A 26,075-nucleotide genomic window follows, 5' to 3' on the forward strand; every position below is an offset into this window, starting at 1 on the left:
TATTTCTGTCCGATATTTTTCTAGAAATAATGAAAATTGAAACCACGATGAAAACAAAAAGGTTTATATATACTTTTCTAGCAATTACATTGATCATTTTGACAGGTCAGGCTCAAAAGGGCAAAGCTCAAAATCCCATTATTTTTGCAGATGTGCCTGATTTATCTATAATCAGGGTTAACGACACGTATTATATGAGCAGTACAACAATGCACATGAATCCGGGCGTGCCAATTATGAAATCCAATGACTTGGTAAATTGGCATCTTGTCAATTATGCCTATCAAACCTTAGAAGATAATGATGACCGGCTGAATTTAGATCATGGAAAAAATGATTACGGAAGAGGTTCATGGGCAAGCAGTCTCCGTTACCATAATGGTGTATATTATGTGAGTACTTTTTCAGGAACAACGGGTAAAACCTATATTTTTTCAACAAAAGACATTGAAAAAGGGTCTTGCAAAAGAATTGTTTTAAAGAATTCCTATCACGATCATTCCCTTTTTTTTGATGATAATGGGAAGGTCTATCTTGTTTGGGGAGGCGGAAAACTTCAAATTGTGGAATTAAAAGAAGATTTGTCGGAAGTTAAAGAAGAAACTAAGAAAGTTTTAATCGAAAACGCCAATGCGCCTGCACAAAGCGATATTATGTTGCCAGCAGAAGGATCACAGCTATTTAAAATTAAAGGCAAATATTATCTATTTAATATCTGCTGGCCAGAAAATGGTATGCGTACGGTAATTATCCATAGAGCAGACTCTATTGAAGGACCATGGGAGGGCAAGATTGGACTTCAGGATTTGGGTGTTGCGCAAGGCGGACTTATTGATACTCCAGATGGCAGATGGTTTTCTTATTTATTTAGAGATGCAGGAGGCGTAGGACGAATTCCGTATCTAGTTCCTGTAAATTGGGAAAACGGCTGGCCAATCTTAGGAGAAAATGGAAAAGTACCTCAAGATTTAGACCTTACAGCCAATAAAAGCTTAATTCCCGGAATTGTAAACTCGGATGAATTTACCCGTAAAAATGGAGAAAACGATCTTCCTTTAGTTTGGCAGTGGAATCATAATCCAGATCATGCAAATTGGTCTGTCAAAGAAAGAAAAGGATATTTGAGATTAAAAACATCCAGAATAGATAGCAGTTTTACGCAGGTAAAAAATATTTTGACTCAGAGAACTTTTGGTCCCGTATGTTCTGGAACGACGATGCTGGAGCTTTCAAACATGAAAGAAGGCGATTTTGCCGGTCTTTCGCTGTTGCAAAAGGATTTTGGACTGGTCGGAGTAAAAGTTGATCAGGGAGCGAAAAGGATAATCATGATGGATGCTGAAAAAGGAAATCCGAAAGAAATTGAAAGTGTTTTATTCCATCAGAACAAAATATATTTTAAGGCAGAATGCGACTTTAAAAACCAAGCAGATCAAGGAAGATTTTATTACAGTTTAGACGGAAAAAAATGGATTAGTATAGGAAAACCTATCAAAATGCCATATACCATTCCTCATTTTATGGGCTACCGATTTGGCTTGTTTAATTACGCTTCCAAAACGATAGGAGGCTTTGCAGATTTTGATTATTTCCGAATAGATGATAAAATTTCGGAAAAGAATTAATCGCTATAAAAGGTTTTAAATACAATTTAAAATAGAAAAAATGAAAATAAGATGTTTGTTGGCCATAAGTTTTTTTTCAGCAGTTAGTGCAAGTGCGCAGTTGTTGCCTTATAAGAATCCTTCGTTAAGTTCTTCCGATCGGGCAAAAGATTTAATTTCAAGGTTGACACTCGAAGAAAAGGCGACGTTAATGTGCGATCAGTCTGATGCTATCCCGAGACTTGGAATTAAAAAATTTAATTGGTGGAGTGAAGCTTTACACGGTTATGCAAACAATGATAACGTGACTGTTTTTCCCGAACCTATAGGTATGGCTGCGTCATTTGACGACCAATTGCTTTATCGCGTTTTTGATGCTGTTTCCGATGAAGCTAGAGCCAAATACAACCAATGGATTAAAGATGGAAACGAGAACAAACGTTTTTTAAGCTTATCAGTTTGGACACCAAATGTCAATATTTTTAGGGATCCAAGATGGGGGCGCGGACAGGAAACGTATGGTGAAGATCCTTATCTGACCTCTAGAATGGGAGTTTCGGTTGTAAAAGGATTGCAAGGTCCTGCAGACGCCAAATACCGGAAACTTCTAGCCTGTGCCAAGCATTTTGCTGTACATTCTGGTCCTGAATGGAGCAGACACGAATTGAATTTGAATAATGTAAATCCGCGTGAGCTTTACGAAACTTATCTTCCTGCCTTCAAAGCATTGGTGCAAGAAGCCGATGTACGAGAAGTGATGTGTGCCTATCAGCGTTTGGATGATGAGCCTTGCTGCAGCAATACGCGATTATTACAGCGGATTCTTAGAGAAGATTGGGGGTACAAATATATGGTCGTTTCAGACTGCGGTGCAGTAACCGATTTTTACACCACACACAAAGTCTCTTCAGATGCGGTACATGCTGCTTCTAAAGCGGTATTGGCAGGAACAGATGTAGAATGTGTTTGGGAAAATTACCCTTTTAAAAATCTTCCCGAAGCTGTTGAAAAAGATTTAATTAAAGAAACAGACATCAATAAAAGTTTACAGCGGGTCTTGGAAGGACGTTTTGAAATAGGAGAAATGGATGACGACGCGATAGTGCCATGGGCTCAAATTCCAGCTTCGGTGCTTAATAGTAAAGAACATCAGCAGCTTGCGTTAGAAATGGCACAGAAATCTATGACATTACTTCAAAATAAAAACAACATTCTTCCTTTAGCGAAAGCAAAAAAGATTGCCGTTATAGGGCCCAATGCAGCAAATGAACCGATGTTATGGGGAAATTATAACGGAACACCAGTTAAAACCATTACCATTAAAGAAGGAATAGAATCTAAAATAGGAGCAGATAAAATCTATTATGATAAAACCTGTGATCTGGTAGAAGATAAAGTAACTCAGACTTATTTTGATCAGATTTCTTTTGAAGGTAAAAAAGGAATGAAAGCCACCTATTGGAACAATTCAAATAGAGAGGGAAATAGCGTTATTTCAACCCAGATTACAAATCCGATAAAAATGACAACAGCTGGACAGCACGAATTTGCTTCTGGAGTTAAATTGGAAGGCTTTTCTGCAAGATACGAAACCGTATTTACTGCAAAAACAACCGAAACACTTGTTTTTAAAACTGGTGCTACAGGTTTTTTTGAGTTATTCGTTAACGGAAAATCAATTGCAAAATATACAAATTGGAGAACAGTACCCGCAAATATTTCGTTTCCTGTAGAATCGGGCAAAACCTATAAAATTGAAATTCATTTTGCGCAGTCAAACAATTGGCAAGCGAATCTTGAATTTGATTTTGGGAAAGAATTTGACATCAATTTCAGCGCTATAATTCAAAAGTTAAAAGGTATCGATACGGTTGTGTTCGTGGGTGGTCTTTCTACTTTACTGGAAGGAGAAGAAATGCCAGTTTCTTATTCTGGTTTTAAAGGAGGTGACAGAACTAATATTGAACTGCCAGCCGTGCAGCGAAAATGTTTGAAAGAATTAAAAGAAGCAGGAAAAAAAGTGATTTTTGTAAACTGCTCTGGTTCTGCAATAGCTTTAACGCCCGAAACGTCAAGTTGCGATGCTATTTTGCAGGCATGGTATCCGGGAGAATCTGGTGGGCAGGCCGTTGCCGATGTGCTTTTTGGCGATTATAATCCAGCAGGAAAACTGCCAGTTTCATTCTACAAAAATTCGGAAATATTAGGCGATTTTGAAAATTATTCCATGAAAGGGCGCACTTACAGATATACTACAGATGTATTATTTCCTTTTGGTTTTGGATTAAGCTATTCTAAATTTGTTGTTGGCGAAGGTAAATTGAGCAAAACTAAAATAAAAGCAGATGAAAATATTCAGTTGAAAATTCCAGTGCAAAATGCCAGTAAGCGCAACGGAACCGAGATAATTCAGGTATATGTTAAAAAAGTAAATGATGCAGACGGGCCTTTAAAAACATTAAAAGCGTTTAAACGAGTGAATGTAAAAGCAGGAAATAAAGAAAACGTTCTGATTGATTTGCCCGCTTCTTCATTTGAATTTTTTGATGCTGCAACGATGGCTCTCAAAGTAAATTCTGGCGAATATGAAGTTTATTACGGCACTAGTTCGGCAGCAAAAGACCTTAAAACACTTAAAGTAGTGGTACAGTAAAACAACGCACAGAAAAAAAGCAGAACTTAAAATTGATTTTTTATCTTACCGAAGAATAATGAGAAGCTTCAGCAAGAAAAATAATCATTAGTAAAGCGATAAACAGTAAAAGGTTATGAATTTTAAAAGTCTAGTATTTTTATGTTTAGTTAGTTTCTTCAAACTAAACGCCCAATCTATAGTAAAAAGTCCAGATGGGAAGTTGGCAGTATCCGTTTCTGTAGAAAACGGAATCCCAAAATATAGTGTTTCATACAATGAAAAAACGTTTATTGAAAAATCGCCTCTTGGTTTAAAAACAAATGCAGGAGATTTTAGCTCTGGATTAATTTTAGAAACAAATGTCAGCCAGAATAAAATCGACGAATCATATCAGTTGCTCAACATAAAAAAAAGCAATGTTCAATATACTGCAAATGAAGCCGCTTTTTCATTTACAAAAGGTGGCAATTCTGCCTTTGATGTAATATTTAGAGTAAGCAATAATAATTTAGGATTTAAATATAAAGTATATCCGCAAAAAGAAACTCTCTCTTGTGTGGTTCAGGAAGAAGTTTCAGGTTTTTTACTGCCTAAAGGAACCACTACATTTTTGTGTCCGCAAAGTAATCCGATGACAGGATTTGCTAGAACGGCTCCCAGTTATGAAACCTCATATACCCTCGATGATGCAATCGGAAAAAATGGTTTAGGAAATGGATACACATTTCCATGTTTATTTAAAGTAAATAACAGCGGATGGGTTCTAATTTCTGAAACAGGTGTTGACAGTGGTTATTGTGCCAGCAGATTAATAGGGCATGATAACGGATTATATACGATTGGATTTCCGATGCAGGGAGAAAATAACGGAAACGGAACAACTTCTCCAGGAATCCCGCTTGCAGGAGAAACCCCATGGCGTACTATTACTATTGGAGAAACATTAGCCCCGATTGTGGAAACTACTGTTCCATTCGATTTGGTTAAACAAAAATACCAAGCTTCGAAAGAATATCAATATACAAAAGGCACTTGGAGCTGGATTATGAAAATGGATAATAACACCACTTTTCCAGTACAAAAGCAGTATATTGATTTCAGTGCTTCGATGGGATATGAAACCATTTTGGTTGATGCGCTTTGGGACACCCAGATTGGCCGTGATAAAATAGCAGAATTAGCAACATACGGCTCCCAGAAAGGCGTGGGGCTTTATTTATGGTATAATTCAAATGGATATTGGAATGACGCTCCGCAGGGACCAAAAGGATTGATGGATAATGCGGGTATTCGACGCAAAGAAATGGCATGGATGAAAAGTATCGGAGTAAAAGGAATAAAAGTTGATTTTTTTGGCGGTGATAAACAAGTTACCATGAAATTATACGAAGATATTTTAACAGATGCCAATGACTACGGAATAATGGTTATTTTTCACGGTTGCACACTGCCAAGAGGTTGGGAGCGAATGTATCCAAATTTCGCATCAAGTGAAGCTGTTTTGGCAAGCGAAAATTTGCATTTTGGACAGCAAAGCTGCGATAACGAAGCTATAAATGCTGCAACGCATACTTTTATTAGAAATACTGTGGGAAGTATGGATTTTGGAGGAAGTGCTTTAAATAAATTCTACAACAGCGACAATATTCCTAATAAAGGTTCAAAAAGAATGACTTCTGATGTTTTTGCTTTAGCGACTGCGGTGCTTTTTCAAAGTGGTGTGCAGCATTTTGCTTTAGCTCTAAATAATTTAAATGATGCTCCCGATTGGGCCATAAAATTTATGAAAGAAGTACCAACCATCTGGGATGAGGTTCGCTTTCTAGAAGGATACCCAGGGAAATATGTAATATTGGCGAGAAGAATAGGAGTAAAGTGGTATATCGTCGGAATTAATGCTGAAAATAAAACATTGAAAACAAAAATAAAATTGGATATGCTTATTGCCAACACCACAGTTAATTGTATTTATGATGATGAGCAGTTAAACGGAAAAATTAATTCTCTCAAAATAAATAAAAACAAAGAATTAGAAATAATAATACCTCATAACGGAGGAATTGTAATTACAAATTAAAAATTCTACTTAATTAGATTTTAAAGATTCAAAACATAAGCCAGCCCAATTTCGGGGCTGGCTTTTTATTTTATAAATAAAAGTAAAATAATAGAATTTTGGAATTTTTTTGTAGCAACCGATTGCTATTTGAACTTTTTTTACATAGTTATGGTCTATTTTACCATAAGTTATCGCCTAAAACTTACGTTAAAAAGACTTATTTAATAGTTCTTAACTTGTTAATTTTTATTTTTTTAAGGATTTTACCACAATTTTTAATATTATATTTTATTTAGAAAATTAATTAGTTAGCTAATAAATCTATAAATTTTATTTTTAAAATTATTTTCAAAATGAATAATCAATAATTATTTGCTTTTAAATTTATTTTTTATGTTTTTATTATAGAGTTTTTTTGCTTTATGTTTAACATAAATAAAATGCAACCGATTGTTTATGAAAGTTGTTTTTTTATATTTGTTTAGAGAGATGTAATACATTTTAATAGATTCAAATCGAGATCGTTTTAGTCGATCCAAAATTTTTTCAGCTAGTAAATAACCACAATAATATAATACAAACTTTTTCATGAATTAACAAAAACAACCATTAACTATTTAAACCAAACAAAAAACCATTATGAAGTTAAAATTCAAAATTGCAATAATCGGATTGCTACTTAGCAGTCATAGTATAATGGCACAATCGAAGACTATTCACGGCGTGATAACCGATCCGTCAGGTTTTCCTTTGCCAGGTGCCAGTATTAATGTAGACGGTACGCAGAATAGCGCATCAACAGATTTTGACGGTAAATACACTTTGCAAGGAGTTAATCCTACCGATAAAATAACATTTTCGTTTGTAGGCTTAATTTCGCAGACTATTACTGTGGGAGAAAGAAATTCTATTAATGTTGCTCTTGCTCAATCTACTCAAAATTTAAATGAAGTTGTAGTAGCCTATGGAACTCAAAAGAGAACTAAGGTTACAGGTGCGGTCTCGACAGTAAGTTCAAAAGATATTGCAGCTGTGCCTGTTACAAATGCTGAATCTGCTCTGCAAGGACGTGCGGCAGGGGTTACAGTCGTAAATGGTGCGCCAGGCTCTAATCCTACAGTTAGTATTCGTGGTTTAGCAACAATGGGAAACAGCACGCCTCTATACGTTATCGATGGGGTTTTAACCGGAAACCTTTCTGGCATAAGTCCTAATGATATTGAGAGTATTTCTGTTTTAAAAGACGCTTCAACAACTGCTTTGTACGGATCGAAAGCTTTTAACGGGGTAATAGTTGTTACAACGAAAAAAGGGAAGAAAGGTCCAGGTCAGTTAAGTTTCAGTACTTATGTTGGAGGACAAGAAGTGACTAAAAGATATAATGTTTTAAATACACAGCAATATCTTCAATACGCTAAAGATTTGGGAAGTGATTTGACGGCAAGAGCAGCAGAGTTTGGAAATGTAAATACGAACTGGCAGGATCAGATTTTTCAAACGGGAGTTATGCAGGATTATAATTTGAGCTTTTCAAATGGTACAGAAAATTCAACAGCACGTTATTCTGCAGAATACATGAAACAAGATGGAGCTATTGTAAATACGGGTTTCGAACGTTATTCTTTTAGAGCAAATAACACTCAGGATATTGGTAAACTTAAAATAGGAAGCAACATAGGAGTTTCTTTCAGCACCATTAATCCAGAACGCAGCGCAGGAGGAAGAACTTTATTGGAACATGCGATTAAAATGGCACCATACTTTCCTATCTACAATGAAGATAATGTAGGAGGATATCAAGGACCAAGCGCTATCGACAGTAATGATGCAGAAAATCCTGTTCGTGTTGCTAATTTAGGATTTCAAAAGATTAATAATTTATCTATAATTGGAAACATCTTTGCTGAAATAGAAATTTACAAAGGATTAAAATTCAGATCACAAGTTTCATTAGATTATTATACAGGAAAAGATCATACGTTTGTTCCTAGCTTTCAAGATGGTTCGGCGCATAAACAAGCTTTCTCTGCTACAAATGAAACCAATACCCAAGGACAGACCATTGTATTTGATAATAGTTTGAACTATAAAACAACTATTGCCGAAAAACACAACATTGAAGTCTTAGGAGTTATAACTAAAATTGATGGAAAAGGACAAAGTTTAGCTGCTGGAAGCCGTTATTATATTTCAAATGATATTGACCAATTGAGATATAACGAAGGAAGTTTAAGTTCTTCGAATTTCGTAGAAAAAAACATTGGTTATATCGCTCGTATCAATTATGATTATAACGAAAAATACCTGCTAGCCCTTTCAGGACGCCGTGATGCCTCTTCTCGTTTTGGAGGTAACAATCGCTGGGGGAATTTCTACTCAGTGGCTGTAGGATGGAATATAGCCAAAGAGAGTTTTATGGCAAATACTATTTTCAGTACACTAAAACTTAGAGCAAGTACCGGAACAACAGGAAATGACAGAATAAATAACTATCAGTACAGTGCTTCATTATTAGCAGATTATAATTATCCAATTGGAGGAGCTAACGCACAGGGAGTTTCGCTTAATAATGCGGCTAATCCAGATTTGAAATGGGAATCAAAACAAGATAGAAACATAGGTTTAGATTTTGGTTTATTTGATGAAAAATTCACTGGTTCTTTCGAATACTTCAACAATAAAAGTACAGATGTTCTTTTTGCAGTGCCTCTTGCCGCTTCTGTTGGATCTGCCGGTGGAACTCAGATTCAGAATGTTGCCGACGTAAAAGTTAGCGGATTTGAATTGTCATTGGGTTATAATGACAGAAAAGGAGATTTTACATGGTCTGCCATAGCAAATTTAGGAACGAGTAAAAACGAAGTTGTTGGTTTGGCTCCGGGAGTCTCAGGTGTTTTGGGCGGACCGTCTGCAAGAGCAGGTTTAGAAAATTTCTCAAGACTTGAAGTAGGTCAGCCGATGTTTTATTTTTATGGATATCAAACCAACGGAATTTATCAGAATCAAGCAGAAGTAGATGCTGTTTTCGGTCCTGGTCAGACAGCAATAAAACCAGGAGATCTTAAACTTGTTGACCGTGATGGCAATAAAATAATCAATGCTGAAGACAAAACAAATATCGGAAATCCATATCCTGACTTTACGTACGGTTTAAATCTTAATGCAGCGTACAAAAATTTCGATTTCAACTGTTTTATTTCAGGTGTACAAGGAAACGACATTTACAATGCAAATAAATTTGATTTAACAGGTATGAATCGATTATTTAATGTTGGAACAGAAGTTTTAGACAGGGCCATTGTAGTCAATGGAGTCGTGACCAATCCTTCTGCAACTTTACCAAGAGCACAAGGGGCAGATATTAACTGGTCATCTGCAAATCAGCGTTATATTGAAGACGGATCTTATACTAGATTAAAAAATATAGCTATAGGATATACATTAACGGGTGATGCGTTTAAAAGTTATTTTTCGAAAGCAAGATTCTATCTGAGCGGACAAAACCTTATTACAATTACAGATTATTCTGGTTTAGATCCTGAAATTGCTCGTGCAGATGCAAATGCAAATTCAGCCGGAATTGATTTAGGAAGGTATCCGCAGCCAAAATCAGTTATTTTCGGATTAGAGGTAACATTTTAATATTTAAAGATTAAAGATGATGAAAAAAATCAAATATATATTTATAGTATTGTCGGGAGTTTTAACAATGACTTCTTGTGACACTGGCGAATTAGAATTAACCAACCCCAATGCTTTATCTCCTGATACTTTCTTTCAGAATGAAACACAGGTGCAGTCTGCCGTAAATGCCTCGTATGCAAATCTTCAGACAAGAGGTTTGTATGGAAGAAATTTTTCTTTCGCTATGGATCTTATGGCGCATGACGCTTTAGGAAATCCGCAATTGGAAGGAAATAAGAAACCTTTTCAAGATTTTTCTTTTAACGCTGGAAATGATATTATTCAATTCTACTGGGAATCTTGTTACCTAGGAATTTCCAGAGCAAACTTTGTATTGGACAATGAAGCTAAAATCAATGCTTTGCCAACTTTTGTTTTATCTCAGGAAAGAAAAAATAAATATTTAGGAGAAGCTCATTTTTTAAGAGCATATTACTATTTTCTATTAGTGAAACGTTTTGGGGACATCCCAATTTATAAAACAAATACGATTATCGGTAATGCAAGAAGCCCGAAAGCTGAAGTATATGCCCTAATTGAAGAAGATCTTACATTTGCAAGTCAGAATTTGTTAGAAAAAGGATCAGAAGCAGCTGGAAGAGCTAATAAAGGAGCTGCATTTGCTTATCTGGGGAAAGTGTTGCTTTACCAAAAGAAATACGATCAAGCTTTGGCAGCTCTTAATCAGGTAGCAGGTTACAGTCTTGAAGATAAAGGCAATTTCTACAACAACTTTATGGAAGAAACCGAGCATGGTAAAGAATCGATTTTTGAAATCGAGTTTGACGAAAAAAATGGAACAGGAGATCAATGGGGAGCTGTGGGTGATAGTCAAGGAACTGGTTTTGAGGAGTCAACACTTAGAGGTCAAGAATATGGAAATCTTAGCTGGTACAATGTTTATCCTTCAGATGATCTTCTAGATTCGTATGAAGTAGGTGATAACCGCTTTGGTGATACTTTTTATGTACCTGGTTCTAGCTATTTAAAGGGGACTAAGGTAATGGTTGCAAGTAATTTTACCACCTCTGCAGGTATCAGAAGATCAGGCTGGAAAAAATATCAAAACTATTACACAAGAGAGGATGAGGCAACTCGATCAAGCATTAACTTTAAAGTAATGCGTTATGCTGATGTATTGCTTATGAAAGCAGAATGTGAAAACCAAAGAGATGGCGGTTCTCAAACAGCGGCGATAGCATATATTAAAGAAGTCCGTGACAGAGCAAATTTAACCACTGCAATTACTCCAACAAAAGAAGCTGTTTTTGCTGCAATTGTACACGAGCGCCAAGTAGAATTTGCTGGAGAACAATCTCGTTTTGATGATATCATACGTTGGGGTATAGCGAGTACTGCACTACAAGGTACAGGGTTTACTGCTGGTAAAAGTGAACTTTGGCCAATACCAAATAGAGAAACATCTTCAAATCCTAAAATAAAACCAAGCGATAACAATCCTGGTTATTAAGACAAATAAATTTTGGTTAGTTTAAGTTAAGTTAGTTTTTTTATAAACAGCGCAGTGATGCGCTGTTTATTGTTTAAGACAATTCGATTCGATATTTTGTACATTATAAATAAAGACGGAACCATTAATATAAGTTGTTGAAAGTGTTGGTTCTATAAATAATAATCTCATTTTTTTTTTTTTTTTCTGATGAATAATTAATATTTAAACAGACAAATATGATTTCATATAAAAAAAACTCAAACAGGCATGTCATTAAAATTTCCGTTTTGGCAACAATCTTGATGCTCACTGCTCCAATTTTAGTGATAGGGCAGAATAAAAAGAAGGCAGAAAAAACAGAATTTAAAAGGCCTCAATACCGAAATCTTTTTAAAGAAGCAGGCTACAGCCAAGGTGAAATAGACAAAAAAGTAGCCAAGGCTTATTATGATATTTTTGAAGGACCAAATAAGGTATATTTTGAAGAAGGAGATTCTCTCGGATACGTTTCTGATGTAAAAAATAAAGACGCCCGTACAGAAGGTATGTCGTACGGAATGATGATTGCTGTTCAGCTCAATAAAAAAGAAGTTTTTGATCGTATTTGGCGATGGTCTGTGAAATATATGCAACATCAAGAAGGGCCTAGAGAAGGTTATTTTGCATGGAGCGTTGATCCTCTTACTAAAAAGCAGAATTCTCCAGGTTCTGCTTCAGATGGAGAACTGTATTATATAACCAGTCTTCTTTTTGCTTCCAACAGATGGGGAAATGATACAGGAATAGACTACTATAAAGAAGCAAGAAAAATACTGGATGCCATGTGGAAAAAAGATGGCACTGGCAATGTGCATAATATTATAAATACAGAACACAAGCAGATTTCATTTGTACCTGAAGGCGGAGGCTACAATTGGACAGATCCCTCTTATCATGTTCCTGCATTCTACGAAATATGGGCATTATACGCCAAAGACGGCCATGAGGAGTTTTATAGAGAATGTGCAGAAGTTTCGCGTAATTTTTTGCATAAAGCCTGCCATCCCGTAACGGGTCTAACTTCAGATTATGCCGAGTTTACGGGTGAACCGCACCCGACTCCTTGGATGCCTCCAGGATTTCGATATGATTCTTGGCGTGTTCCTATGAATGTGGCAATGGATTATACTTGGTACGGGAAAGATAAAAAGTGGCAAGAAGAATATGCGAAGCGATTTCAAAATTTTCTCAGATCTAAGGGTTTGGACAAATTTGATGATCAGTTTAACCTAGATGGCTCTACTCCAGATTTCATACTTCAGGCTGGTCCGGTGAAAAAATTAAGGCATTCAATTGGGTTAGTTGCGACTTCGGCAACCGCATCATTAGTTAATCACGATAAAGAAAGTACGGATTTTGTTCATGCGGTCTGGAATGCAAAACTAGAGCCTTATGAAGACGGTTACTTTGACCCTTACTATGACGGGCTTATGTACTTTTTCAGTCTAATGCATCTAAGCGGAAAATATCAAATTATTGTTCCAAAAGTAAAATAACTTTTTAAGCAAAAAATTATGAAACAGTAAGGAAAAGAAAACTTAATTTTAGACAATCTGATTGTTTTAAAAAAGCGGTTCCAATGATTGTTGTGATGGACAATGTTAGACCAGCAGGGCATCAAATATGAATATTACGAATCGCAATAAACAGCCCATGAGTAGCTTACATGTAGAACATGTTTAAATGAGTTTATTTCTAAGTTATTCAAGTAGAAAAGCGATAAAACTAGGTGTATTTCTAAGATTTAAGGCATAAAAAAGCCTTTAAGCAATAACGCTTAAAGGCTGTTAATTTTAAAAAGTCACTTTTTCAGACTTTATCTGGCGGAGAAAGAGGCTCCGCCACCTGTATCGTAAGCACCAGCAAACACTGGGTGTCATGTTATGTCAAAAAAAGCAGGGCACTAATAGGGCACTCTTAAAATTTCTGGGTATATTAACCTTTGTAAATGTAGGGAAAAAAATCGAGAAATGGCTGGAGAATTTCAAGAAAATAGGATGTGATTTTTAGAGTTTGGAAAAAAATGTGCGTTTTGTTATTGATTCGCGGTGGTTTACTTTTAAATCTTCTACCAAAAAAGAATGCAATAAGCTTGATAGCTTTTTGTAAAAATATACTTAAAGATTAAAATATATCTTTATATAAAATTAAAGATTATTGACAATTATTTTTAATATGTTTCTGTAAAGATTTCATACAAATTTAAAGCTATGGTTCGAGTCTTGTTCCCGCTCAATTGGCTTGGAAATCTTCATTGCTATTACAGTAACATATGTCTCCTACAATTATGCGTGAGGCAGATTGGGGAACTTTACATCATTCCGTATTACATAGCCCTAAAATTTTCTATGTGGGGCAAGATTATGGAGATTCCGCAACCTGATGACAATCTTGTTTATCCAAATGTAATCGTGCATTACGCAAAAGGAATGGCTTATCTAGGAAAAAATGATATTGCCAATGCCGAAAAACAGCTTGCTTCTCTTAATGAATTAGCCAAAGACAAAACCTTAAAAGACGTTACGATTTGGAATATCAATAAAACGTATGATTTGGTTCAGATTACCAATAACGTCCTTTCAGCTAGAGTTGAAGCGAAAAAAAACAATTTATATAAAGCATTCGTACTTTTAAATAAAGCCATAGAAATCGAAGATCACTTAAACTACAATGAATCTCCTGATTAGTTTTTCTCTGTTAGACATTATTTAGGTGCTGTTTTACTTAAAGCATGAAAATATGTCGAAGCAGAAAAGATATACAGACAAGATTTGCAAACGCTCCCTAAAAACGGCATCGCCTTAATCGGACTTTATAATGCTTTAACACTACAGAAAAAAAAGAGGTCTTAAAATCAAAACCTCTTTTGATGATACTTGAAAATATGCAATGAGAAGATTACGGCTTCTTCTAGTATTTTGGAGTGAGTTTAGTTTTTAAGAAATTGATAATACATTTGCGCTTAATTTTATTTTTAAGAAACATTACTAAAAACGACAAACTTTTTATCAGGTTTATTTACAAATTTGTTTAAACTTTTGGGTGAAATCTAGAATGTTTGCGTAACTTTTGAGTTCTGACAATTCTCGCAAAGCTTGGAATCGTCAAATGATTTCTTTTTTTACATTCTAAAGTTAATAAAATCACTCAATGATCTAGTTTGTACTAAGTCACTCTGCATAAAATGTTCTACGCTTTCTGCTTTTTTTCTATCAGACTTTTTAAGTCTAGGTTCAATTATTTCATAATTAAACTTTGCGATTTCATTCCTTAATTTCTCAACCTCAAACCTATCAACTTCGTCTCCTGATAAAATCTTATCCAACTCTAATAATTTGCCTTGACAATAGCATCTTTCACCTAAACTTAAAAATGCTTGTCTTTTGAAAACAACTAAAAATCTGTTTTGTAGTAAAGTGATAAAGCTACTGCTAAATTCTGAATCAAATTCATAGTTTTCACAACATTTGACATCCATACATAGATATTCTGCAACTTTTCGAGGTTCAATATGTGTTTTATAAAAAGAAACCAGCTCCCTTAGGGAAACATATTTGCTTCTATCTAAAGATAAATCAGCTTGTCTCAAATAGGCATAGATAAAAACCAAGAAACTATATTTTATTTTATTTTTTTTCATCTCCACCAACGTATTACAAATTTGGGATTCGTATTCTTTAAACCAAAAGAGGCTCCATTAGTTATTATTTCACCATAATTACCTAACCCTTTATATACTTCTGGATAGTAAATACTAGATTTTAGAACTGAAAATTCAATGTAAGCACCTCTTTCCATTTGTCCAAAATGAGCTCTAGAAGGATTCATAAAGGGCTCAACTTCAAAATGAACACTTCCGTTTCTTGCCGGCCAAATAGACATCGTTCTTTTTATCCCCTTTGCACCAAGTGGACCAGTGTGATGACGCACTCTAACCATATCACCTGCTAAAGCCACTTCTTCATTAACTACGGAAAAATCAAAAGATTTTACTACTTTATTTGTTGCAAGACTTCTAGTATTAGATATTCCTACACCTGTGGCTCCAAAACCCAATTCATACAATTCTTTAATAGGTTCCATTTGTCTAGCCCAAATTTTTCCAGCTCCTATACTTGCATGAGCTGTACTATAGTCAGTTGCCCATTGGCTGGTAACGCCAACTATTTGTCTAGCATCGTTTCCAAAGGCATTATCTACCCATTTACTAGCAGAATCAGCCATCTGTCTAAAATTAGAGCCAATATTGTGAGTACTCATATTAGGAGCAGGGCTCTCACTTTTTTTGCCTCCAAACCTATTCCTCAGATTGAAGGTGTCCTTGGTCCATCGGCTTAGTTTATCGCCATTAATATTTTTGTTTGCCCAATCTTTAATTCCCCAGTTATCCCAATTTTGAGCGATGGTACTAATTCCGCTTCCAATAGCTGCCCCCCATCCGCAATCTACACAATCTTGTCCGGGCCCCTGAGCCGTATTCCCGCTTGGATCAGTATATTTCAAAGGATTGTTAAGAACGTAGCCATATTGGCTGTAATTTTGGGTATTTGTCGGATCCTGTATAAAATTATCGGTCTGCAAAAATCTATGAAGCATAGGATCATACAATCTTGCATTCATATTGATCAGCCCCACACTCTGCAAATGCTCATGTCCAGTGTAGCCTCTATCTAAGACCGTTAAACCGTTCAGTATATTTCCTGCACCATCCTGAACTTTTATAATGCTCCCCCAGGCATCAAACAATCTTTTTTCAACCAGATCACCATTGTCATTTGTTACCGCTAAAATAGTCCCCTGATAATCTCTGTGTAAATATAAATAATTTTGGAATGTTCCATTATATTTTGATACTATTGGAGCAGAATAACCGTCTCCGCCAATATACGTAATGAATTCAATAGAGCCTGTTTTGGTATTCTGTTTTACCTCCATGCTTCCATCTGCAGAATAGTATTTTCGAAGAGGGCGTTCGAATTTAACCGTCTGAAAACCTCCATAATACATTACGCTTCGCTGGTTGTCATCGTTATATGAGAAACTTACTTTATCAACATTCGTCTCCTCAATTTCAATTGGACTTTTAAATGCATTGTAAGTGATGTTCAATTTTCTTTCTAATGAAGCTGGGTCATTTGTTTTACGAATTTCCACATCATCAAACCAGACATTCCCCAACCCGTTATTGTCCAAACGCATACGCAGCTTTTTGATTCCAGCAGGAACCGTTACCGTCTTAGTGATAAAAGTCCAGCTCCCTTTCGCATCTGAAACCGCATTATCTGCTGACAGATTACCAGCACTGTCCTTCATGAATAAAAATACCTGAGACTGCGGATTGTCGCTAAATACCCATGCAGAATAAGTGTAATCTGTTGGCACAGCATTATCAATATCAATCCATTTGTCTAAAAAGACATACTGCTCTTCTGCACTTCCATTAGCCAATTTTAACGTGTGGTTCCCTGAAGCATGCCCTGCCTTTTGATCATCATAGCTGAAAAAGTCAGTATTTGGATATTTCTCAATTCCCCATCCTGTTTTATCCTCCATACTGTCATTAAAAATCCCTTCTCTGTTGGAGTAATACCCAGCAGTTTCTGGAGTCATGGTAATAGCAGTATTCTGATATTTTTTTTGAGGATCGTACTCATAGATGCCTAAACTATTGCTCAAGATTTTTCCCGATGCATCATAAGCTTGAACTTCTTGGATTCCTGATTTATTAGTAAAGGATATTAATCGGTCTAAATCATCGTACTCAAATGTTTCAGTATAATTTCCAAATGCGCTGTTTGTTCTATTTTTTAAATTATCTGTATTTTTATCAAATTTTGTGTCAAGTGTTAGCAGATTAGCGCCTGATGAAATTTTAGCATATTTTATCGCAGACAGATAGCCATCATCAGGATTGTAAACATTAGACATCTTGATTCCATTGCCGGTAATAGCTTCCTTAAGCAGTCCTTTCTCATTTAATTCATTGGTCTGCCATAAAACTTTATTGTTGGCATCAACTATCTGGTAAAGGTCTCCATTTTTATATACATAGCTTGTAAATACAGAACTTCTGGCCCCGCCAATTTCTGCTGTTTTCGTTTCTGTTGCTATGCGGTCAAGACCGTCATAAGTAAAAGTTTGGGTGAATTTATAGACATTAAACTTTTCTTCGACGATATCTGATATTCTTTTATAAGCGTCATATGATATAGTAGTGAGAGTTCTATTGCTCCCTGCCGGTTCAGTATTATCCGTAAAATCTATCGTAAGCGGCAGAGAATCTTCGTATGCATAACTAGTCTTACTGTCAGTACCTGAACCTTTAATTGTTTTTGTCACAGGTCTGCCTGTTTTAGGATCGCGTGTTATTGTGGTTGCAATTCCAGAGTTTTCCTTTGTTTCGGAAATAAGTTCCTGAAGATCGTTATAGCCATAATTGTAAGTCCCAGCAGATGGATCCTGCAGTCTGGTTTTATTTCCCCACCCGTTCTGCTCCATAGTTATAGCTATTCCATTATAAGCTGTTTTCCGCATATTGCCGTCAGCGAAATACTGGTAATCAATATTCCCTCCGGTGTTTTCTGTTGTTAAAATGGTATTTCCAGCAGCATTTTGCGTGTTCGTTTTTGATCTTTGCCCATCAGTAAATGTAGAGGTTAAGCTAGATGGATTATACGACATTGAAAAAGACCTTCCATTGTATAAAATGCCATCCGTATTTCTGCCATAAATATCATATTTAACTTCATTCCATTTTGAAGCGGAAGCTCCAAAATAAGGCTCGCTCGTTTTGTAGTTTCTATCATAAAGATCATAAAGATAAGATACATAAGACATGTTCCCGTTTAAGTCTTTCGTTCCTGATTTTATTTTTCTTCCCAAATCATCAAAAGTATCCTCGCTCACACTAGCATCCAAACCTGGCGAGGTTACTCTCGAAGTTAGAATTATCTTTTCACCGATAACTTTGTATGAAATAGAATCAATTCTGTTGATCTGATCATCGGTAGCTGTTGTATTCTTAAACCATGAGTCGTAAGTATACGATCGAGACACGCTATATGGATTTGTCTGTTTCTTCAGCAAACCGTTTGGGTAATATTCAAAAGCGGAAACTTTGTCATCATTGTCCTTAACTTTACTGACAAACCTGCCGGACGGTTCATATTCGTATTCCGTAACTCTTGGCTGCAAAGGCAGAGGCGGTTTTACTGTAGTTTTGGTCACATTCCCATAAGAATCGTAATCAGTTTTCTCTGATATTACCGCTGTGCCCGAAGCGCTTTTATCTAAATTGGAAAGCAGCTGGCTGCCATTGTAAGTATACTCTTCCTTATTGGCCATTGTATGTCCAGAGACAGATACGCTCTCATTTTTGCTGGCAGGCCTGCCCACTATATATGGTGATGAAATAGGAGATTGATAGACAATATCAGTTGTGGCCGTTTGGACAACTGCCGTGCCTTCTTTCTTTACTACTTTAGAGCTTACTATATCATTATTTTCATTAAATGCATTGATGTTCTGCACACTCGTGCCGTCAAGAGTATTAAATTGATTTGCCTCTGTATTCTGCAGTTTAAAGACTTTATTCGCGAGCAGCTCACTTTCGTAAGTTGAGATTGTTTTGGTTATAAAATCTGTTGGCGTATTGCTTGATTTATTTGCTTCCGGGTTTATTTTTGCAGAAAAAGTGCTTCCCGCTTTTATCCATGCCCCAGGCTGTAAAACAATGCGCTGCGTTGCGGTCAGATTATCAGAAGCTGTAACCGTATAATTTTCCCCTTTAGTAATTATCCTGTCAATTGGGTTTGGAGAAGCATATAATGGAGTGGATTGCCCCAGAACATTATAATTCTCTGTCACTGCACCACGCTGGTCCAGGTCAAACTTTCGAACATTTGAGATCATTTGAGAATCATTCTCGTGCCAGTTAGTCTCACTTATTGAGCGGAATCCCATAAAGCCGAGCCCTTCGAGGTTTGATACTGCTCCATAGTAGCCAAACAGCTTTTTTTTGTAAACGTCTTTGCTTTTCTGCTCAATTTTCGATACCACATATAGATTTGGGCCAGTCTGAATATCTAAATTAGGATACTTTGCAATGTACTGGCTTGGATTATAGATGGAATTGTATGCGTTTTTATAACTAGAGTTTAGAGGAATATAGCTTATGGCCTGTTCAACACCATTTCCTAAAGTAATATTGGTAAGCAGATTATTCCTCAAGTAATCGTTTTCATATGAAAAATAGTAAATTTTATTGTTATTGAGAAAAGCAACCTGAAGAGTAGAATCAGCTGTATAAACTCCTTTTTTTAAGGTCGGATGAGATGTAGGCAGATGCACTGGCTGGGCATATATATTGATGTCAGCCTGATTTCCCGTACTTGCCTCTCGCACGCTAGAAGGAAAATATCCACCATAATTGAGAAAACAATTAAGGGTAATGCTGTTGTATCCATTGGAGCTATAAGTGGTGGAAAAGATTACATCTGTTTTATTGTCATTATTTATATCAATTGATATATAGTCGAACGTTGTGTATGGACTATTTGTCCTGAAAAGAATACCGGAAGCCACTTCTTCTTTTAGCAATTTAATACCCGTAGAAGCAAACCTATACCACTTGGACGAATTCAATGCCTTTGGAGCCATAAAATCAGTTTTCCCATCTCCATTAAAATCCCCCATCAGAATGGGGCGATCCAGAATAATGCTTGGATCTGCCTTCTCATCCAGCAGTACAAAATGCAAAGTGTCATCGAGTCCAAAGATTTTAACCGATCCTTCGTTAAAGACAAACACATCAGATTTCCCGTCTCCGTTAAAATCACCAATTCTTATATCGCTGGCATCATTAGATTGAATGCTGCCCGCTCCGCTTAAACCAACACTGGCTCTTTTATCCAAATTTATAAAAAATGTTTTTCCTCCCTGATAAGTTTGAGTATAAGTTGTACATCCAATGCGATAAGGATAAGTAAAAGATTTTTCAACAGCAACCACATCTGTAATTCCATCTCCATTAAAATCTCCGCTTATAAACCTTCTGGGAATATCACTTTCATAATGTTCATAGGTTGGATTGTTAGGATCTTCTGGCGGCGGCCTTAAAGTACTGGTTTCTATCTCTTTTTCAGAACTAGATGCCTCTACGTCACTATTAAGGGAAGAGCTGACCCCTGCACATTCATACTGATAATCCAAAACAAATCTCGGAAAACTAAACCATTTTTGATCATTTTGTAAAATTCCCCATATGGGATGAAGATAAAAGGTGGTAAAAGTATTGCCCTTAACCACAGTCCACCCTTGCTTTGGCTCCATTTGCCCTTGACTATTAATGTATGTAGTCGGAAAAATTTCATCAAATGCCCCAACGTCGTGCGGTTTATTCATGTTAAATGGCCTAGTAGGGTCTACATCAGCAAATAGCCAATATTTTGCTTTTGCTGACGGTCCCGTAGTTGGATATAAAATGAAATCCATGTTCCCATCTCCATCAAAATCACCTGATACTGTTGCTGTATTTCTTCTTGTAATATTCTTGACATCAATCTCAATATCCTTCTCAGTATAACTAACATCCCTTGTGAGTTCACCATATTCAAAACTGGTTGGATTAAAACTCTTTGTATTATCGCCGTTTTTTTCAGTTACCGTACTAATTTTATCTCCGTAACGATATCCAAACACATAGTTTCTAAAACCTATGCCTTCGCTTTTTACATTAACATTTGTTAACTTTTTGTCTCGTTTATAATAAAGTCCTCCTATATGTCCCCACTCAGATGTTTCTCTTGCATCATAAACAAATTGGATTTCATTGATAGACGGCTCGGCTCCTAATGAGCCATATTTTATCGAATCAATAAAAAGAATGTTATCAGATGACGTATATGTATAATTGATTCTCACGCCTTGCGGATTTTCAATATGGGTCATTGACCATTCCATCACTGATCTGGAATCAGTAGAATTGCCATAATACGCTTTTGTTCCGTTTGGATATTCTACTATAAAATATTCCGGTCCAAAATTAGCTCCATTTGGATGGACGCCGCGAGAAGTAACTTTTACATTTGAAAAATATTCCGTTTCATATATTGCACCATCTGCACCATAATTTTTTGAAGTTCCATTTTTTAATATAAGGCGCTGTCCGTCTAAGGCAAACCGGTCAAAACTGTTAAAATCTACAGGATCAATTTTCCCGTCATGAAATTTTGTAGAAGGAATTCTGGTAATTGCAGACACTCCTGATATATCCCACCCATTTGCGGCATTACCTCCCAAACCTCTCTGGCTGTTATAGGTTATACTAATCTGCGGCTCAAAGCCATTAATCCCGGGGAGTGTCAATATCGGTATTGAATAGCTTGCATTACCTGTCAAAGAAACATTTAGAGATCCTTCTGTAACACCAGCTTCTGCTGAATTTCCAGTTGTTGAAGTAGATGCGCTGATAGGTCTGGCAGTTATCTCTGTCTTGGCGGGTAAATTTTCATTTTGAGCAGTAAGCATAATTGCAAAAAATGAAAATAAAAAAGTAAAGTAAAATTGCTTCATATAAATTTACTGCTTGATAATTTTAATTGTTTTCTGTTCTCCGTCTCTGTAATTAAGAACTACTAAATAGACTCCTCTCGGATATTCCCCAAAAGAAATAATCTGATTGTCAATGCTCTCTGTTCTTGAAAAATTCTGCAGAACCTGCCCCGATATTCCATATACTGCAATAGAGGCAACCTTGTTGTCGTTTATCAATTCCCATTTCAGATAAAGCTGTTCTTTTACGGGATTGGGATAATAGGAAATCACATCTTCATTCGAAAATTTAAGCAGATCGTCTTGGGTCACCGCTTCCATTTCTTTAAGCTCTTCAGCTGGCTTTCCTGTGGCATTGCAGCCTGAAATGCATAAGCTCCTAAGAATCTGGTTTCCTGCCGAATCATAATTGAAAGTGATTTTCTGCTGGGCATTTGAAAAAGCACTGATTCCAAGCAATAAAAGTGTAATTAGTTTTCTCATAGTTTATTTTCAAGTTTTTCTAAACGCTTGCTCTGTTCTGATATAATCATTTTTAGGCTTTCAGTTCTCTTTTCCTGTTCAATCATATATAGTGTTAGCTCTTCAATCTTCTGAAGAAGCTTGGCATTCATTTCGCCAAGATTGATTCCATTTTTTAAAACCTCTTCTTCACTTGGGATATTTTCCAAATGCCCTTTTTCAGCAATGTGCTTTTCAACTTCTCCAAGTGCAGGAAGAGCATAATCCTTTTTGAATACAAAATCTGGCCAGCTCCAGTTCATATCCACCTTTACTTCTTGCGAATGTATCGTTCCTTTGACATCTAATTTATTGGTTGGGTTAGATTTTCCAATCCCTACATTTCCATCTCCAGATATCTCCATCGCGATGGCTCCTGAAAAAACCTGATTCTCTGTAACTGGAGCAGGAATAGAAGTGTAGAAAAGAATCTTTCCTTGATTAGGTCGGCCATTTCCAGGCAACATAATTGCTCCTCCAGACAGAGACGGATGTGTATTTGCAGTTTTTAAATCTTCATTATTAGAAAAATATAGATTCGATGATATTAGAACACTTCCATGATTATTAGTGCTGAAATTTGCATAGTTTTTAGTACTTGTTTCTATATCCGACTGGCCAAATGCCGCATTGAAACTATTAATCTGCCCCGCAACCTCCAGTTTTGATTTTGGACTTAACGTACCAATGCCTACATTTCCATTTTCTATTAGCCTTATAAAAGCGCTATTCGGATTTTTGCCAACAACTCTTAATTCAGTGAAATCGCCAATTCCTGATGTCCAGCCGGTGTGAAGAATATTTTTATTTGCCCATCCTGTACCTCCTACAGACAATTTTATCCCGTGAAACTCTCCGACCGTCAATGGAGACGTTAGCTGATTAGTGCCTATCCCGATATTGCTGAAAATGACATCTCCATTGTCATTTAAAGCGTTACTAGTCAAATCTTGCGAAAAACATAGTGCATTAGAAAAGAAAAGCAATAAATAAAGTATTCTTTGTTTCATTTTTAAGATGATATAATTAATTATTCAATTGATTCTGTAATCCTGAGATCCTTTCTTGCATCGATTTTATAGCTCGATTTTCTTTTTTGAGAGTATCTATTTCGTCACTTTGCTTTTTGTTTATCTTTTGCTGTTCGATCATATATAAAGTCAGCTCTTCAATTTTCTGTAAAAGTTTGGCATTCATGCCCCCTAGACTGATTCCGTTTTTTAAAACCTCCGCTTCACTTGGAATGTTTTCTAAATGACCTTTTTCAGCAATATGTTTTTCAACTTCTTCGAGAGTTGGCAGTTTATAATCCTTTTTGAAAACAAAATCCGACCAGCCGTCTAAAGTAACCTTAACTTCTGTAGATCGTATTGTCCCATTTACATCTAATTTATTTGATGGCTTTAGAGTGCCAATACCGACATTACCATTTTGCTGAATACGGATCAAACCGTTGCTATATCCATAACTGGCTACTTTCAAATCTGTAAAATCACCCGTTTCAGCAGTATATCCGGTTTCAATTATCGCTGTATTACTCCAAACATTATTTCCAATTGACAGCTTTACTCCATGATTATTGCCTACTGAAAAGGGCGATGTAGATTGATATACGCCTACCGATAGCGTTCCTGCAATATTTTGGTTTCCAGCAAAGTAATTATCCCCAAGAGAAGTCACAATTTCATTCCATGGATTCCAGTATCTTTGATCCCCGTTTCTAGTTCTAAACGAGATGCGATTTTTTCCGTAATCAGAGCTAATCTGTGTATCGTAACCATTATCAGCAGCTCCGCCATAACTGATTAGCGAGCCAACCCAAGGCGCACCAGACGTGGCATGGGCAAGAGTATAACCTCCTCTAAAATTATCAGCACTTCCTGGCGCTGAAATGCTAGAAGTTGGATTTAAAGTTTGTGCCTGTACGGTCAAAAATAACAGCATGCATGGCAAAATAAATTTCATTTTTTTCATTACTTGTTTTTAAGATTTTTTATTTCTTTTTTTAGATCCCCAATAGACTTGTTCTGTTCAATCATATATAAAGTCAATTCTTCAATTTTCTGTAGAAGCTTGGCATTCATTTCTCCCAAATTAATTCCTTTTTTTTAAACTTCTTCTTCACTCGGAATGTTTTCTAAATGACCTGTTTCAGTAATATATTTTTCTACCTTTTCAAGAGTCGGCAGATTGTATTCCTTTTTAAAGACAAAATCTGGCCAGCTCCAGTCCATATCCACTTTTATTTCTTGTGAATGTATGGTGCCTTTAACATCAAGTTTATTCTTTGGGTTTGTCGTACCTATACCACCATAACCATTTGACTCAAAAGTCATTTTTGCTTCACTCTCCATTAAACCATCTGAACCTTCAAAACTTAATAATAATTTCCCTTGATCTAATGAGCTGTTAGGAATCCATTCAAATCCAGCATTCTGGATACCATATCCTCCAAAGCAAAGTTTTGAGGAAGGCTGTCCCGATACCGCAGCAGGATCTACAAAATAAATATGAGAATTATTTATTCCAGGATTTTTTCTAATAATCATACTGCCTATTCCCCTGTTGCCATTTGCATCTGTCATTAATAATTGTCCCCATCCTCCCCATTGTGAATCTAACGGATAAGCATTTCTGTAATAGATGCCGTCATTATTGAAATTCAATTGGTGATTTTTTTCACCACTGTTATCCGTCCCTACCCATTGGCCGATGCTAAGTGTAGTAGAATATCTGCCGTTGCCTGATAAGCCTGTAACGCTTCGATCTTTAAAGTCTGCTCTAATTGCATGTGCAATAAAATTGGGAGCATCATTATTATCTCTAGTATCATTGACAAGCAAAGATGTCGAACTTTGAGCGTAAAATAAATTAGACAGGCAAAATGCCAATAGAAGAAATGTCTTATTTTTTTTCATTAGAATATTGTTTATTTGAATTATTATTTAACAAATGAAAATCTATTAAATATAGAAACAGACAAAATAGAAAAGTGATTATACTACAAGCCTCGGTAAGGCTTCATTATGTATAATTCTCAAGGAAATGCAAAAAGGAAACAGTAAGTAAAGTTGTCGCACACACTTTAAAATTTAAGGTTGTTGTTCAAAATCCGGCGAAAGTAATCTAGTGGCATCAAAATTCCTTACGGTTTCCCGTAAAACCTTAACTTTTGTTCATCTTTATTTTCTGAATAGCTTATTCCTTACTGGAACAAAAGCATTATCCCAAACGAATTAGGCATTTGGGAAAATAAAAAATCTCTGATCAGAAAAATAGACAATTTCAGCGGTTTCCGAAGGCAATTGTAGGTGTAATAAGTGCTTTAATAGAAGCCAATATTCATGAAAGCGAGTTTGCCGTTAAGAACAAATTTTATAAATAATTGCATCTGTTTTTGCTTATAGAACTAGCAATAAAATATTATACGAGAAGAATTGAAAAAATCAATCTTGAATTAAATCTAATTTTGTCAAATCAGCTTGAAAATGGTTCGAGAATTGTCCCGTTAGGGCTACTAAGGTAAAAAGCTTTAGATTTCTCTAAAGC

13 protein-coding genes are annotated in these 26,075 nt (G+C 36.0%); 7 read left to right on the forward strand and 6 right to left on the reverse strand.

Annotation, left to right across the window (positions count from 1 at the left end; translation table 11 throughout):
- The first annotated feature begins 47 nt into the window (after positions 1-47).
- The 7 genes from QLQ96_RS10380 to QLQ96_RS10410 all read left to right on the forward strand — a co-directional run bounded on the left by QLQ96_RS10380 (position 48) and on the right by QLQ96_RS10410 (position 14,161).
- Positions 48-1,625 carry a glycoside hydrolase family 43 protein gene (locus tag QLQ96_RS10380; protein ID WP_482496592.1) on the forward strand — a complete coding sequence of 526 codons (1,578 nt, stop codon included), beginning with the start codon at positions 48-50 and terminating at the stop codon, positions 1,623-1,625.
- A gap of 40 nt (positions 1,626-1,665) precedes the next feature.
- Positions 1,666-4,257 (forward strand): xylan 1,4-beta-xylosidase, encoded by a 2,592-nt coding sequence (gene xyl3A, locus QLQ96_RS10385; RefSeq protein WP_482496593.1) that lies wholly within the window; start codon positions 1,666-1,668, stop codon positions 4,255-4,257.
- Positions 4,258-4,372: 115 nt separating this feature from the next.
- Entirely contained in the window at positions 4,373-6,316 is a 1,944-nt protein-coding gene (locus QLQ96_RS10390; protein ID WP_482496594.1) for a glycoside hydrolase family 97 protein, read from the forward strand.
- Between the two features lie 621 nt (positions 6,317-6,937).
- The gene (locus tag QLQ96_RS10395; protein ID WP_482496595.1) at positions 6,938-9,940 is read left to right on the forward strand and encodes a SusC/RagA family TonB-linked outer membrane protein; all 3,003 of its coding nucleotides are present in this window, start codon (positions 6,938-6,940) and stop codon (positions 9,938-9,940) included.
- A 16-nt stretch (positions 9,941-9,956) separates the two neighbouring features.
- Entirely contained in the window at positions 9,957-11,453 is a 1,497-nt protein-coding gene (locus QLQ96_RS10400; protein ID WP_482496596.1) for a RagB/SusD family nutrient uptake outer membrane protein, read from the forward strand.
- A 218-nt stretch (positions 11,454-11,671) separates the two neighbouring features.
- The gene (locus QLQ96_RS10405; RefSeq protein ID WP_482496597.1) at positions 11,672-12,970 is read left to right on the forward strand and encodes a family 8 glycosyl hydrolase; all 1,299 of its coding nucleotides are present in this window, start codon (positions 11,672-11,674) and stop codon (positions 12,968-12,970) included.
- Between the two features lie 852 nt (positions 12,971-13,822).
- On the forward strand, positions 13,823-14,161 hold the full coding sequence (locus QLQ96_RS10410; protein ID WP_482496598.1) for a hypothetical protein: 339 nt from the start codon (positions 13,823-13,825) through the stop codon (positions 14,159-14,161).
- A gap of 434 nt (positions 14,162-14,595) precedes the next feature.
- On the opposite strand, the gene QLQ96_RS10415 is transcribed toward QLQ96_RS10410, so the two are convergent.
- The 6 genes from QLQ96_RS10415 to QLQ96_RS10440 form a co-directional block, all read right to left on the reverse strand.
- Entirely contained in the window at positions 14,596-15,114 is a 519-nt protein-coding gene (locus QLQ96_RS10415; RefSeq protein ID WP_482496599.1) for a hypothetical protein, read from the reverse strand.
- Positions 15,111-22,046, reverse strand: a complete 6,936-nt coding sequence (locus QLQ96_RS10420) for an RHS repeat-associated core domain-containing protein (protein WP_482496600.1) — start codon at positions 22,044-22,046, stop codon at positions 15,111-15,113. Before QLQ96_RS10420 ends, QLQ96_RS10415 begins: the two co-directional genes overlap by 4 nt.
- A gap of 6 nt (positions 22,047-22,052) precedes the next feature.
- A complete protein-coding gene (locus tag QLQ96_RS10425; RefSeq protein ID WP_482496601.1) occupies positions 22,053-22,508 on the reverse strand; it encodes a T9SS type A sorting domain-containing protein in 456 nt (151 codons plus the stop codon).
- Positions 22,505-23,536 (reverse strand): hypothetical protein, encoded by a 1,032-nt coding sequence (locus tag QLQ96_RS10430; RefSeq protein WP_482496602.1) that lies wholly within the window; start codon positions 23,534-23,536, stop codon positions 22,505-22,507. Before QLQ96_RS10430 ends, QLQ96_RS10425 begins: the two co-directional genes overlap by 4 nt.
- A 16-nt stretch (positions 23,537-23,552) precedes the next feature.
- Positions 23,553-24,500, reverse strand: coding sequence for a hypothetical protein (locus QLQ96_RS10435; protein ID WP_482496603.1), 948 nt, complete (start codon positions 24,498-24,500; stop codon positions 23,553-23,555).
- A 134-nt stretch (positions 24,501-24,634) separates the two neighbouring features.
- The gene (locus QLQ96_RS10440; protein WP_482496604.1) at positions 24,635-25,369 is read right to left on the reverse strand and encodes a hypothetical protein; all 735 of its coding nucleotides are present in this window, start codon (positions 25,367-25,369) and stop codon (positions 24,635-24,637) included.
- Positions 25,370-26,075: the final 706 nt, after the last annotated feature.

This window comes from Flavobacterium sp. B167r, from assembly GCF_056824315.1.